Raw genomic sequence first — 13,237 nt, 5'->3', positions numbered from 1 at the left:
ACTCAGCGCAGCCCGTCCTCCCCCTTGATCTGGTCCTTGGTGAGGCCGCCGACCCGGGGCAGCGGCCGGCCGCTGTCGGTCACCGCCACGGCGAGCACGATCTCGTTGGCGCGCGGCGCGTCGGGCACGCGCACCTCCATCGCGTCGAAGTGGCTGCGCACGTACGCGGCGTCCTTGTGGCCGAGCGGCACGTCGATCGGCGTGCCGGGGCCGCCCATCTTCTTGGCCGAAGGCAGCAGCGCCGCCCCCTTGCCGATGGTGGCGCGGATCGGCGTGCCGAGCTTGGGGTGCAAGAGGGCGGCGGCGTGCTCCAGCTCGCCCGCCTCGCCGACGATCGCCGCCTTGCCGTAGCTCTCGGCCCGGGCGCCGTCGATGCCGAGCGCCTCCAGGCAGCGCCGGGTCAGCAGCGCGCCCAGCTCCTCGCTCAGCGCCACCAGCTCGGACAGGTCCTCGGCGTAGCGGCCGGCGAACGGATTCTCGACGACCGCCAGCGCCGCGGCGCGCCGGGTCGGCGGGTCGACGGGACGGCCCATCTCGCGGCGGGTCTCGTCCGTCACGGTCACGATCTTGCGGATGGTGGCACTCATCGCAGTCCGTCCTCCCCCTTGATGTCCGACGCCGCAAGGCCGCCGACGCGGGCGTGCACGCGCGGCCCCGTCGTCATCACCAGAACATAGACCAGCTCGTCCGCCTTGGGCGAGCCGGGCACGCCCACCTCCATGGCGTCGAAGTGGCTGCGCACGTAGGAGGCGTTGACGTGGGTCACCGGCACGTCGAGCCGGGTGCCCGGCCCGCCCACCTTCTTGGTCGAGGGGACGATGGCCTTGGTGCCGCCCAGCACCTCGCGCATGGCGTAGCCGCCGGGCACGTGCCACAGGGCGCCGTGCTCCAGCTCGCCGGCGGCGCCGACGATGGCGCCCTTGCCGTAGCCCTCGATCGCCGGGGCATCGCCGCCCAGCGCGCTCAGCAGCCGGCGCGCCATGTCGAGGCCGACCGGCTTGAGGGCGTCCATCATCGGCGCGATGTCCGCGACGTAGCGCCCGGCGAAGGGGTTGGTCAGCACCGCGCACACGGCGCCGCGGCGCTGCGGCACCGCCGCCGCCGGCCCGCCCTCGTGGAACACCTCCTCCACCGTCACCTGGATCCGCCGGATCTCGATCATGCCACCGCCCTCCCCTGTGCCGTCCGGGCGCTCCCCGGCTCCTGTCCGCCGATCGCGCCGACCGGCCCGACCACGGCGTAGCGGCCGGCCAGCGCCAGCACCGCCCCGTGGATGAGGCCGGCGGCGCGCATCCGTTCCGCCTCGCGCACGCCGCCCGCCAGCGCGTGGCGCACCGCCGCGTCGGGCAGCGGCCCCACCGCCACCGTCACCAGGCGCTCGCCGAGGTCGCTGTCGTCCTTGACCTCCGACGCCGGCCGCCGCCGCACGGCGGGATGATCGACGTCCACGGCGTTGGCGACCAGGGTGGCCGCGGCGTCGGCCGCCGCCGCGTCGGCCGCCAGCACGGTCACCGCATCGGCGACGCCGAGGCTCTGGCTGCGCCCGCGCCAGCCGCTGGTCGCCAGCCCGCGCACCGGCCGATCATGGTCGAGCGTGATGGTGCCGTCCAGGACGGATGACGCGAGCCTCACGCCCCTCTCCCGCCCCGGGAGAGGGAAGGGGCCCACGCGCAGCGTGGGAAGGGTGAGGGTCCTTCCAGAGGTGCGCCCCTCACCCTCCCCACGGCTTCGCCGCGGGTCCCCTCCCTCTCCCGGGACGGGAGAGGGCGAGGTTGGGGGCAAGGGTCGGCCGATGTCGGCCACCAGCCCGACCCGCAGTTGCCGGCCGGGCGCGAGGTGGACGGCGACGTCGCCGCCGTTGTTGACGTAGGCCGTGGCGAGATCCGCCGCGGCGGTCATCTCGGCGAGGATCGCGTCGGCCACGGCGCCGGCCACCGCCGCCATGGGCGTCACGAAGACGCTCCGGTGCGGCCAGCAGGCGGCCACCATGCGCCGGGCCACCGCACCCTCGACCGGGACCGTCCCCGCGCCGAGCGGGGTGCGCAGATGGACCAGTTCGGCGCACAGCGCCGGCAGCACGTCGGGGAAGCGCCGGGCCGCCGCCCGGAAGGCGGCCGTCACCGCGTCGCGCTCGCCCTCGGCGCCGATGATCAGGTCGATGGGGCCGTGCTGCAGGTGCAGCCGGCCGTCGGGCAGGAGGCGGGCGGCGGCACCCGTCATCGCCCCGGCTCCTGCAGGGGCCAGGGGTTGGCGGCGTGCCAGCCGACCAGGCGCTTGCGGTCGACCGCCGAGACCTCGTCGATGCGGCGCACCCGGTCCATGTGGCCGCCGAGCCGGGCGTAGTCGTCGAGCCGCAAGGTGAACTCGATGGGGGCCACGATGGCCGGGGTCGGCACGTGGCCGAAGGAATTGGCCGGCATGCGGGTGACGTCGACCATGAAGGTGATGCCGCCGCCGGGCCAGACATAGACCGGCGCCCCGCCCGAGGTGACGCGGGTCAGCATGTCGCGCACCGAGCGGGTGAGCCGCACCGGATTCTCGGTGACGCCGGCGCGCAGGCTGCCGCCGGCCCCGGCCATGAACAGCACGGTGCACAGCGCCGGCTCGCAGTTCTCGCCGATGCGCTCCACCACCGTGCGGATGGGATCGGGCATCGCCGCCGGGCGCGGCACCAGCGCCTCGTCCAGCTCGACCCACAGCGCGTCCTCGCCGGTGGTCGACACCATCAGCAGGCGCAGGCCCGGCCGGGCCACCGCGGGGTCGATGCTCTCGATGATGGTCAGGGGATCGACCACGTTGGTACCGCCCCAGCCCGAGCCCGGCTCGGCCACCTGGAAGTAGCGGCCGGGCGTCGAGCGGCGCCCGCGCACGCGGATGCCGGACGGCGGCATGGCCAGGAACTTGCCGGCCTGGTGCTCGGTCAGCACGCCGGTGATGTGGTCGTCGACGACGATCACCTCGTCGACGTGGCCGTGCCACTGCTGGGCGAACATGCCGATGGTGGCGCTGCCGCAGCCCACCCGCATGCGCTGCTCCTGCTGGCCGTCGACGATGGGCGGCTGGCCCGCCTGCACGGTCAGGGTCGAGCCGCCGTCGACCGTCAGCTCCACGGCACCGCCGTTGCACAGGGTCAGCAGGGTCTCGCAGGCGACCACGCCCTCCTTCTTGGAGCCGCCGGTGAGGTGCCGCACGCCGCCCAGCGCCAGCATCTGCGAGCCGTACTCGGCGGTGGTGACGTGGCCGACCTGCTCGCCGCGGCAGCGCACCGCCGCCTGCTCGGGGCCGACGTAGCGGTCGGTGTCGATCTTCACCTTGACGCCGCAGTAGCTGAAGATCCCCTCGGTCACCACGGTGACGAGGTCGACGCCCTCCACCGTGCTGGAGACGATGAAGGGGGCCGGCTTGTAGTCGGGATAGGTGGTGCCGGAGCCCACCCCGGTGACGAACAGCGCCGACGGTTCGACCGGGTTGCCGGTCCAGTCGTTGGCCAGGAACGGCACCATCGAGCCGTTCTGGTCGAGCGTGCGGGAGGCCAGCAGCAGCGGGTCGACGCGGCTCAGCACGCCGTCGGCGTTGGCGTAGCGGTCGCAGGCGCCGGTCCGGCCCGGCCGGATGCGGCACAGCACCGGGCAGGCGTCGCAGGTGACGACGCCGCCGGCGTCGGCGGGCTTGGCCGTGACGACGTCCGCGCTCATGGGGCGACTCCCTGGGCCTTGAGGGCGGCGCGCACGCGGTCCGGCGTCGCCGGGACGTGGGTGACGCGGGCCCCCGTGGCGTGGTGGATGGCGTTGAGGATGGCGGCCGGCGTCGGCACCAGGGCCGGCTCGCCGACCCCCTTGGCGCCGTAGGGGCCGAGCGGCTCGGCGTCCTCGATCAGGATGCAGGCGATGTCCGGCACGTCGCCGACGGTGGGGATGAGGTAGTCGTGCAGGTTCTCGGTGCGGCCGGGCACGTACTCCTCCATCAGCGCCAGGCCGATGCCCTGGGCGATGCCGCCCTGGATCTGCCCCTCGACCTGCTGCGGGTTGACCGCGCGGCCGACGTCGTGGGCGGCGACGATGCGGCGGACCGCCACGGTGCCGAGCTCGACGTCCACCTCGACCTCGGCGATCTGCGCGGCGAAGCCGTAGGTGGCGTAGGGGACGCCCTGCCCGTCCGCGTCGAGCGGCGTGGTCGGCGGATCGAAGGTGCCGGTTCCCGCCAGCACGTCGCCCGCCGCGTCGCGCGGCAGCCCGGCGAGCGGCAGGGCGTGCACGCCGGCCGCGTCGACCGCCCGCACCGCACCGTCGGCGAACTCCAGCCGCGCGTCCTCGCCGGCGTTGAGCCGCTGCAGGATGGCGCGGCGCAGGTCGCGGCCGGCCAGCTCCGCCGCCTTGCCCGACACGAAGGTCTGGCGCGAGGCGGAGGTCTTGCCGGCGTCCTCGGTGCGGTCGGTGTCGCCCATGACGAGGTCGAAGCGGTCGACCGGGGCGCCGAGCGCGTCGGCGCAGATCTGCACCATGATGGTGTTGGAGCCCTGGCCGATGTCGACGGCGCCGTTGTAGAGGGTGAGGCGGCCGTCCGGCTTCAGCCCGACCCGCATGCTCGACGGGTTGGAGAGCGAGGTGTTGCCGATGCCGTACCACATGCAGGCGACGCCGACGCCGCGGCGCAGCGGGCCGGGCTCGGCGTTCGCCGCCGCAGCGGCGGCGCGCGCCTCGCGCCAGTGCGGGCGCAGCGCCTCCAGGCAGGCGCCGAGGCCGGCGCTCGCCTCCAGCACCTGGCCGGTGGCGGTCGGCTGGCCGGCGTGCAGCGCGTTGCGCAGGCGGATCTCCAGCGGGTCGAGGCCGAGCCGCTCGGCCAGCATGTCCATCAGCGCCTCGTGGGCGATCGCCGCCTGCGGCACGCCGAAGCCGCGGAAGGCGCCGGCCGGCGGGTCGTTGGTGAGGATCGCCCGGGTCTCGGCGCGCACCGCGCCCCGGACGTGGTAGGGGCCGGTGGCGTGGACCGGCACCCGGTTGGCGACGGTCGGCCCCCAGGACGCGTAGGCGCCGGTGTTGAAGTCGCCGTCCAGCGCGAACCCCAGCAGCCGCCCCTCGGCGTCGGCCGAGGCGCGCGCGGTGATCCGCGCGGGGTGCCGCTTGGTGGTCGACGCCATGGATTCCGGCCGGGTGTAGACGCAGCGCACCGGCCGGCCGAGCGTCCAGGCGGCGACGGCCACCAGCGGCTGCAGGGACAGGTCGAGCTTGCCGCCGAAGCCGCCGCCGACCGCCGTCGGCACGATCCGCACGGCGTCCTGCGGCAGCTTCAGGATGGCCGCCACGTCCTCCAGGTCCATGTAGGGGCTCTGGGTGCAGGCGACGACCTCGATGCGGTCGCCGACCCGCCGGGCGTAGCCGGCCTCGGGCTCGATGTAGGCGTGCTCGACGAAGCTGGTCGTCACCGCCACCTCGGCCTGGGCGGCCGCCCCGGCGAAGGCGGCGTCGAGGTCGCCGCGGGCGACCCGGCCGCGCACCAGCACGTTGTCGGGCTTCTCCGCGTGCACCGCCGCCGCCCCGCCGGCCCGCGCCGCCGCAAAGGCGACGGGCTCCAGCGGCTCCCAGGCGATGGGCAGCTCGTCGTCGCGCAGGGTCTCGATGGTGGCGCGGTCGCCGACCAGCGCCAGCACCGCCTCGCCGCGGTAGCGGACGTGCCCCTCGGCCAGCGCCGGCTGGTCCTTGATGTGCGGCATCACGCCGTAGCGGTTGAAGGGGATGTCGGCGGCGCTCAGCACCGCCACCAGCCCCGGCCAGCGCCGGCGCACCGGCTCCAGGTCGCCGACGGTGAAGCGGGCGCGCGGGTGGGGCGAACGGACGGCGCGCAGCCAGAGCGCGTCGGCCGGCGCCTCGTCGGCGCCGTAGCGCTCGGCCCCGGTCAGCTTGGCCATGCCGTCCACCTTGGCCAGGCGGGCGCCGACGGCGTCGCCGACGGCCGGCGGCGCAGGGTCGGCCCCGGGGGCGGTCTCGCGCTCGGCGGCGTGCAGCACCGCCTCGACGATGGCGCGGTAGCCGGTGCAGCGGCAGAGCACGCCGCCCAGCGCGTCCTCCACCTGGCAGCGGTCGGGAACGGCGACCCGGGTCAGCAGGTCGGTGGCGGCCATCAGCATGCCCGGCGTGCAGACGCCGCACTGGGCGGCGCCGAAGCGCAGGAAGGCGCGCTGCAGGCGCCGCGCCGCCTCCTCGCGCGCCAGCCCCTCCACCGTCTCGACGCGGCGGCCGGCCACCTGCCCCACCGGCGTCAGGCAGGCGCAGACCTGCCGGCCGTCGAGGATCACCGTGCAGGCGCCGCAGTCGCCGGCGTTGCAGCCGACCTTGGTGCCGGTCAGCCCGAGGTCGAGGCGCAGCGCGTCGGACAGGCGGCGGATCGCCGGGGCGCGGATCTCCACCGGGCGCCCGTTGAGCTGGAAGGCGATGGTCCGCTCGCCCTCGGCGGCGGACACGGTGAAGGCGGCGCTGGTCATCGGTCCTCCACGAGCTGGGCCACGAGCTGGGCGATGGCGCGCCGCACCAGGATGAGCGCCGCGTCGCGGCGGTACTCGGCCGAGGCGCGGACGTCGTCGATGGGGGCGAGGGCCGCCAGATGCTCCGGCCGCACCCGGTCGGCGAGGCGGGCGTCGACGGGCCGGCCGGCGAGGTCGCGTTCGAGCGCCGACAGGCGCTGCGGCACGGCGCTGCAGGCGCCGACCGCCACGTGCAGCCGGCCGACGGTGCCGTCCTCGGCCGGCTCCAGCAGCGCCGCCACCATGACGATGGAGATCACGAGGTAGCGCCGGGCGCCCAGCTTGAGGAAGGTGGCGGCGGTGCCGGGCGCGAAGGCCGGCACGCGCAGCGCCGTCACCACCTCGTCCGGCCGGCGCAGGGTGCAGCGGTTGCCGGTGACGAAGTCGGCGACCGGCAGCCGCCGCACGCCGGCAGCACTGGCCAGCTCGACCTCGGCGTCGAGCACCAGCAGGTTGGGCGTCCCGTCGGCGGCCGGCGAAGCGTTGCACAGGTTGCCGGCGAGCGTCCCGGCGTTCTGCACCTGGACGCCGCCGACCTGGCGCGCCGCCAGGCGGTAGCCGTCGAACCAGGGCGGCAGGTCGGCCTCCGCCAGGTCGCTCCAGGTGGCCAGCGCGCCCAGACGGTGGCCGCCGGCTTCCTCGGCGATTCCGGACAGCGCGCGGATGCCGGTGAGGTCGAGCATGTCCTCGTCCGGAGGATGGGCGACGCGGGCGGGATAGACGTCGGTGCCGCCGGCCAGCAGGGTCAGCGGCCGCCCCCGCAGCAGGGTCAGCGCCTCGTCAAGGGTCGACGGTCTGTGGAATGCCCCCATCACCCTCTCCCACACACGGGTTGCCGGACATGCTCGTTGTCTGCACGCTCATTGTATGCGAGCTTATGTACGTGCACATACATCGTGAGCCATCCGGCGGAGGGCTGTCAAGCGGGATCATCCGGGGCAAACGCAGATCAAGGATAAGCCTGGACCGGTCGATGAACAGCCTATAAAATAGACAAGCAATGCCTATGTCGTGGTCCGTAACGGCCCAAAATCATGGCAGATCAGAATTGGGTTTGGAAAGAACACAATGACGAACGCAAGAAAGAGGGCCGCGGAAGCGCCCGCCGAACCCGAGTCGACCGCCGCCGGTGTGGACGGGTACGTGCTGGAGGAGCAGATCGGGCACATCCTGCGGCGCGTCCACCAGCGGCACGCGGCGATCTTCCAGGAGCGGATCGGCGCGGCGGGGCTCACGCCGACCCAGTTCGCGGCGATGGTGAAGATCCTCGAGGTCGGGCCGCTCTCGCAGAACTATCTCGGCCGTCTGGCGGCGATGGACGCCGCCACCATGCAGGGCGTGATCCGGCGCCTCCTGGAGCGCAACTACGTCGACCGCTCGCCGGACCCGAGCCACGGCCGCCGGCTGCTGCTGGCGCTGACGGCGGAGGGCGAGCGGGTGGTCCGCGGCTGCCTCGACAACGCCCGGGCGATCACCCGCGAGACCCTGGCGCCCCTCGCCCCGGCCGAGCAGGCGACGCTGCTGGCGCTGCTGCGGCGCCTGGCCTGAGCGAAACGCCGACCTCGCCCCCACCCTCCCCGCGGCATCGCCGGGGAGGGCAAACCAAGCTCCCGCCCCGGCAAAGCGGGGGAGGGTCGGGGTGGGGGGCCGGCGGGTCCGCTCACCGTCCCGGCGGACGCCGCTCCAGCCCGCACCAGCCGGCGACGAAGAGGGCGAGCACGCGGGTCACGTCGCGCACGCTGTCGAGCGACACCGACTCGTCGATGCCGTGGATGCGCTCGGCCTCCGGCCCGTAGCAGGTGGCCGGGGTGTCGCCGTAGAGGTTGAAGAAGCGGGCGTCGGTGGTGCAGGTGGCGGCCAGCTCCACCACCTCGGTGCCGCGCACCGCGCGGTGGCAGTCGGCCAGCATGCCCATCATCGGGTGGCCGCGGTCGACGACGCAGCCCTCGGCCTGGAAGCCGCGCCATTCCACCCCCACCTGCGCCCCGCCGAACGCGTCCCCGGCGTCGCCGACGGCGTCGAGGACCGCCTCCTGCACGGCGGCGACGCTCATGCCGGGATAGAAGCCGACGCGCACGTCGATGGTGCAGCGGGTCGGCACCGAGGAGGTCCACTCCCCGCCCTCGATGCGCCCCAGGTTGAAGTTCACGGGATGGCGGTGCCCGGCGTAGGCGGGGTGGCGGTGGTCCGCCCCGTTCCACTCCGCCTCGAGGCGGCGCAGCCGCTCCATCACGGCGACGGCGGCGTCGATGGCGTTGCAGCCGGCGGCGGTGTCCAGCACGTGCGCCGGCGTGCCGGTGACCGTCAGGCGCGCCCACAGCACGCCGAGCTGGGCCGTCAGCAGGGTGTGGTCGAAGGGTTCGGGGATGATGGCGGCGTCGGCCCGGTAGCCGCGGTGGAGGCAGGCGAGCGCGCCGTTGCCGGTGCACTCCTCCTCCACCACGGACTGCAGGAACACCGGCGCCGCCGGTGCGAACCCCAGCGCGCGCAGGGCGGCGAGCGCGCCGACGCAGGCGGCGAGGCCCGCCTTCATGTCGCCGGCGCCGCGGCCGTAGAGCCGGCCGTCGGCGATCCAGGGCTCGTAGGGCGGCCGGGTCCACAGATCGTGCGGCCCTTCCGGCACCACGTCGATGTGGCCGTTGAGGATGAGCGACCGCCCGGCGGCATCGGCCGGCCGGTGGACGCCCACCACGTTCTCCCGGCCGTCGTAGGAGACGAGCGAGGGCGAATAGCCCGGCAGGGTGCGGATGGCCTCCTCGTCGATGGCGAAGCGGTCCACCGCCATGCCGAGGTCGCCGCAGGCCGCCGCCATCAGCGCCTGCGCCCCCTGCTCCCGGCCGAGCGTCGAGGGCTCGCGCACCAGCGCCGCCAGAAGCTCCACCGTGCCGTCGTGCTGCCCGTCGACCGCGTCGAGGATCGCCTGCCGCAGGCCGTCGTCGGCCAAAGCCGCGGCGGTGGGGTGTCCGTCCATGGTTTGCTCCTTATGGACCAACGTTACAGCGCGATGGCGGTCCTGATCTCGTCATAGTCGGCGCGCACCCCGTCGGCTGTCCGCTCAATCAGGTTCGACCCGCTTTGGCGTCGACACGGCGGCCAGTCCGGCCCAACGTTCGACGGTGACATGTGTTTCCGGCTCGACGGCCTCGCCTCGTTCCACACGCTCCCAGGCGTCGACGAAGCGTTGGGCGGCCTTGGCGACGTGCTCGCCGGAATGCAGGGTGAGCTTGCTCATGGAGGACCTCGCATCGCCTCTACGTCGGACCGGACAGCGGTCAGGGATTCAATGCGTCGTCGAGCAGCAGCCGGTTTTCCGGCCGAAACGGATTGACGAACCGCACCCCCTCCAGGTCGCGGCCGTCCTGAAGGTCCTCGCTCAGCAGGTAGCGGGCGCCGGCGCGGCGCGCCACAGCCCACATCATGCCGTCCCAGAAGGGAATGCCATGCGCGCGATGCACCCGCATCGCATCCGCCACGTCGGCAAGAACCGCCTCTCGCACGGGAAAGGCATCGCTCCAGACCTCGACGTAGCGGCTCGCCTGATCGGGTGGAATACCCTTTGTCCGCGTGGCGACGGCGTAGAACTCCGTCAACGCCTGCAAGACCACCAGACCCCGTCCAGCCGCGCTGAGCCGATCGAGCAACGCGACGGCCGTGCGGTGCTTGTCGGCATCGCCCCGGTTGTCCGCCGCATACAGCAGGACGTTGGTGTCGAGACCGGCGAGACTCATCGCTCATGCAAGGCGTCACGGTCGACGCCCCCGGTAAATCCGAGGGGCAATCCCTCCTCCAGCAACGCCATCATACGCCGGCGCGCACCTTCGCGCCGCCCGGAGTCCGAAGCTGCCGCGGGGAGCAACACGGCGACCGGCCGGCCGTCCTTCGTAATCGTCACGCGGGCACCGCCCTCGACGTCACGCAGGACCTTCGAGAAGTTCCGGTTTGCCTCAGTGGCGCTGATATGTCCGTCTGGCATCGCGACACCGTGGGTTGGTAGTGCGATCTACCTACTCTGGTTCCGACCCGGCAGTTTGGCAAGTCCGCTTACCCCGCCCCCGCCACCGTCTCGGGGAAGGCCGGCGGCAGCGCCGCCTCGACGGCACGGGCGACCCGCAGGACGGTGGCGTCGGCGAAGCGAGCGGCGACGATGTGGAGGCCCACCGGCATGCCGTCGTCGCCGGCGCCGCAGGGGACCGACGCCGCCGGCTGCTGGGTCATGTTGAAGGGGTAGGTGAAGGGCGTCCATTGCGTCCAGTGGGCGAGGCCCGATCCCGGCGGCACCTCCTGCCCGGCGGCGAAGGCGGTGATCGGCATGGTCGGGGTCACCAGGACGTCCCAGCGGCGGTGGAACGCGGCCATCCGCTCGGCCAGCGCGCCGCGCTCGTCGACCGCGCGGAGGTAGTCGACCGCCGTGTGCCGCGCCCCCGCCTCGGCGACCGCCCGCAGCCCGGGGTCGACGAGCGCGCGCCGCTCGGCCGGCAAATTGGCGAGGATCTTGGCGGCGCCGGACTGCCAGAGGACGTCGAAGGCGGGCAGCGGATCGGCGAAGCCGGGGTCCGCCTCCTCCACCACCGCGCCGAGATCGCCCAGCCGCGCGACCGCCGCGTCGACCGCCCGCGCCACGTCGGGGCGCACCGCGGCGTAGCCCAGCGTGCGGCTGTAGGCGACGCGCAGGCCCCGGACGCCGCGCTCCGCCTCGCCCTCCCAATCCCGCTCGAAGGGCGCACCGGCCAGCCAGTCGCGGTCGTCGGGCCGGCCGACCGCCGCCAGCAGGCGGGCGACGTCGCCGACCGTGCGCGCCATCGGGCCGAGGTGGGACAGGGTGCCCATGGCGCTGGCCGGCCATTGCGGGACGTAGCCGAAGGTCGGCTTGATCCCGGCGGTGCCGGTGAAGGCGCAGGGGATGCGGATCGAGCCGCCGGCGTCGGAGCCCTGGTGCAGCACCCCCATGTTGAGCGCAGCCGCCGCCCCGGCGCCGCCGCTGGAGCCGCCGGGGGTGAGGGCCGGGTCCCAGGGGTTGCGGGTGATGCCGGTGAGCGGGCTGTCGGTCACCCCCTTCCAGCCGAACTCCGGCGTCGTCGTCTTGCCCAGCAGCACCGCGCCGGCGGCGCGCATGTGGGCGGCGAACGGCGCGTCCGCCGCGGCCGGGGCGTCGTCGGCGGTGCGCGAGCCGCGGCGCACCGGCATGCCGCGCACCGGCGTCAGGTCCTTGACCGAGGCCGGCACGCCGTCGAGCGGGCCGCACGGCGTGCCGGCCCGCCAGCGCGCCTCCGAGTCCCGTGCGGCCGCCAGCGCGCCCTCCTCGTCAACGTGGCAGTAGGCGTTGACCGCCGGGTTGAAGCGGGCGATGCGCGCCAGCGCGGCCGCGGTCGCCTCGACCGGCGAGGCGGCGCCGCGGCGGTAGAGGTCGAGGAGCTGCCCGGCGGTCATCGTGCCGAGGTCGGTGTCGCGTCGCGTCATCGGTGTTTCCTTCCGATCGGGGCGGTGGCCGGGGCGGCGGCCGGGGCCGGCATCATCACCGACGCCACCGCGGACACCACGAGGGCCAGGGCCAGCACCACCCGCACCGTCAGCGGGTCGCCGAGGACGAGGATGGAGCCGCCCACCCCGATCACCGGGATGATCAGGGTGGTGGTGGCGGCCTGCCCCACGGTCAGGCGCCGCACCACCACCAGGTACAGCATCTGGGCGAGGCAGACGGCGAAGGCGAGGTGGAAGGCGAGGGCGATCCAGGTCGCCCCGTGCCAGGAGGACGGCGCCGGCGGGCGCTCCAGCAGCGCCGCCAGGACCACCGTCGGCAGGGCGATCAGCGCGTACTGCCAGCCCGTCACCACCATGACCGGCGTGATCCAGGCGCCGCGCCGCTTCAGGAGCACGGTGCCGAGCGCCCAGGACACCGCCGCCGTGAGCACCAGGAGCGGCCCGGCCCAGCCGTCCCCCTGCCCGCGCACCGCCTCGGGTCCCAGCAGCACCAGCAGACCGGCGAAGCCGAGCGCCAGGCCGGCGGCCTGCCGGCGGCCCGGCCGCTCGCCGAGCAGCGGCACCGCCAGCAGGGTCGCCCACAGCGGCATGGTGAAGGCGATGATGGCGGCGCGCGAGGTCGGCATCAGGAGCTGGGCGAAGACGGTGCAGAGGTTGAAGACCAGGATGTTGAGCACCCCCGTGGCGGCCAGCCACGGCACCTCCCGGGCCGGCACCCGCAGCCGCATCCCCTTGGCCGCGGCGAAGCCCAGCAGCACCGCCGCCCCGGTGGTGAAGCCGAGTGCGCGCAGGGTGAGCGGCGGCACGTCGGCCAGCACCGTCTTCACGGCCGGCCAGTTGCCGCCCCAGGACAGGCCGATGGCCAGCACCAGCGCCAGCTTGACCAGGGTGTCGCGCGGCACCGCCGCGGAGGGCGCCGCGGCCTCGCCGGTCATGGCGCGGGCGCCGGCTCCAGGAACTCGATCTCGACGAACACCAGATCGGCGTCGCCGTCGTTGATGACGTTGTGGGACACGCCTGCAGCGCGGAAATAGCTGCGCCCCGGCGCCAGCTCGGCATGCGCGACACTGCCGTCGGGCAGTTCCAGGCGCATGCGCCCGGGGGTGACCGGGACGATGACGTAGTCGTGCCCGTGGACGTGCGCCCCGGTCTCGGCACCGGGGACGAGGCGCCATTCGGTGACGGCGGTGCGGCCGTTCTCCACGTGCCGCTGCGCGGTGGCCTGGGGGCGTTCGGTCATGG

General features: G+C 74.4%; 14 protein-coding genes. 1 reads left to right on the top strand and 13 read right to left on the bottom strand.

The window, feature by feature from the left end; translation table 11 throughout:
* Window positions 1–2 precede the first annotated feature (2 nt).
* Genes ACSBPG_RS17415 through ACSBPG_RS17390 form a run of 6 tightly spaced genes read right to left on the bottom strand, consistent with a single transcriptional unit; the run spans window position 3 to window position 7,329 of the window.
* Window positions 3–587, bottom strand: coding sequence for an amino acid synthesis family protein (locus ACSBPG_RS17415; protein WP_435538464.1), 585 nt, complete (start codon window positions 585–587; stop codon window positions 3–5).
* The gene (locus ACSBPG_RS17410; RefSeq protein ID WP_435538463.1) at window positions 584–1,162 is read right to left on the bottom strand and encodes an amino acid synthesis family protein; all 579 of its coding nucleotides are present in this window, start codon (window positions 1,160–1,162) and stop codon (window positions 584–586) included. Before ACSBPG_RS17410 ends, ACSBPG_RS17415 begins: the two co-directional genes overlap by 4 nt.
* Entirely contained in the window at window positions 1,159–2,220 is a 1,062-nt protein-coding gene (locus ACSBPG_RS17405) for a UPF0280 family protein (RefSeq protein WP_435538462.1), read from the bottom strand. The genes ACSBPG_RS17410 and ACSBPG_RS17405 overlap by 4 nt, the downstream gene beginning before the upstream one ends.
* The gene (locus ACSBPG_RS17400; protein ID WP_435538461.1) at window positions 2,217–3,695 is read right to left on the bottom strand and encodes a 6-hydroxynicotinate reductase; all 1,479 of its coding nucleotides are present in this window, start codon (window positions 3,693–3,695) and stop codon (window positions 2,217–2,219) included. The genes ACSBPG_RS17405 and ACSBPG_RS17400 overlap by 4 nt, the downstream gene beginning before the upstream one ends.
* Window positions 3,692–6,478: a molybdopterin-dependent oxidoreductase gene (locus ACSBPG_RS17395; protein WP_435538460.1), complete on the bottom strand. Its 2,787-nt coding sequence runs from the start codon at window positions 6,476–6,478 to the stop codon at window positions 3,692–3,694. Before ACSBPG_RS17395 ends, ACSBPG_RS17400 begins: the two co-directional genes overlap by 4 nt.
* Window positions 6,475–7,329 (bottom strand): FAD binding domain-containing protein, encoded by an 855-nt coding sequence (locus tag ACSBPG_RS17390; protein ID WP_435538459.1) that lies wholly within the window; start codon window positions 7,327–7,329, stop codon window positions 6,475–6,477. The genes ACSBPG_RS17395 and ACSBPG_RS17390 overlap by 4 nt, the downstream gene beginning before the upstream one ends.
* A gap of 256 nt (window positions 7,330–7,585) precedes the next feature.
* Between ACSBPG_RS17390 and ACSBPG_RS17385 the strand changes: the two genes are divergently transcribed.
* A complete protein-coding gene (locus tag ACSBPG_RS17385; RefSeq protein ID WP_435538458.1) occupies window positions 7,586–8,065 on the top strand; it encodes a MarR family winged helix-turn-helix transcriptional regulator in 480 nt (159 codons plus the stop codon).
* A gap of 112 nt (window positions 8,066–8,177) precedes the next feature.
* On the opposite strand, the gene ACSBPG_RS17380 is transcribed toward ACSBPG_RS17385, so the two are convergent.
* From ACSBPG_RS17380 to ACSBPG_RS17350, 7 genes are all read right to left on the bottom strand, one after another.
* Window positions 8,178–9,488, bottom strand: coding sequence for a M20 family metallopeptidase (locus tag ACSBPG_RS17380; RefSeq protein ID WP_435538457.1), 1,311 nt, complete (start codon window positions 9,486–9,488; stop codon window positions 8,178–8,180).
* A gap of 84 nt (window positions 9,489–9,572) precedes the next feature.
* Entirely contained in the window at window positions 9,573–9,749 is a 177-nt protein-coding gene (locus ACSBPG_RS17375) for a hypothetical protein (RefSeq protein WP_435538456.1), read from the bottom strand.
* A gap of 40 nt (window positions 9,750–9,789) precedes the next feature.
* A complete protein-coding gene (locus ACSBPG_RS17370) occupies window positions 9,790–10,245 on the bottom strand; it encodes a PIN domain-containing protein (RefSeq protein WP_435538455.1) in 456 nt (151 codons plus the stop codon).
* Entirely contained in the window at window positions 10,242–10,490 is a 249-nt protein-coding gene (locus ACSBPG_RS17365; protein ID WP_435538454.1) for a type II toxin-antitoxin system Phd/YefM family antitoxin, read from the bottom strand. Before ACSBPG_RS17365 ends, ACSBPG_RS17370 begins: the two co-directional genes overlap by 4 nt.
* Before the next feature lie 68 nt (window positions 10,491–10,558).
* Window positions 10,559–11,974, bottom strand: a complete 1,416-nt coding sequence (locus ACSBPG_RS17360) for an amidase (protein WP_435538453.1) — start codon at window positions 11,972–11,974, stop codon at window positions 10,559–10,561.
* Entirely contained in the window at window positions 11,971–12,930 is a 960-nt protein-coding gene (locus tag ACSBPG_RS17355; RefSeq protein ID WP_435538452.1) for a DMT family transporter, read from the bottom strand. The genes ACSBPG_RS17360 and ACSBPG_RS17355 overlap by 4 nt, the downstream gene beginning before the upstream one ends.
* The gene (locus ACSBPG_RS17350) at window positions 12,927–13,235 is read right to left on the bottom strand and encodes a cupin domain-containing protein (RefSeq protein WP_435538451.1); all 309 of its coding nucleotides are present in this window, start codon (window positions 13,233–13,235) and stop codon (window positions 12,927–12,929) included. The genes ACSBPG_RS17355 and ACSBPG_RS17350 overlap by 4 nt, the downstream gene beginning before the upstream one ends.
* Window positions 13,236–13,237: the final 2 nt, after the last annotated feature.

The sequence above is a fragment of the Azospirillum sp. ST 5-10 genome, assembly GCF_051225715.1.
Lineage (GTDB): Bacteria > Pseudomonadota > Alphaproteobacteria > Azospirillales > Azospirillaceae > Azospirillum.
This window is presented reverse-complemented; position numbering and strand designations above follow the sequence as displayed.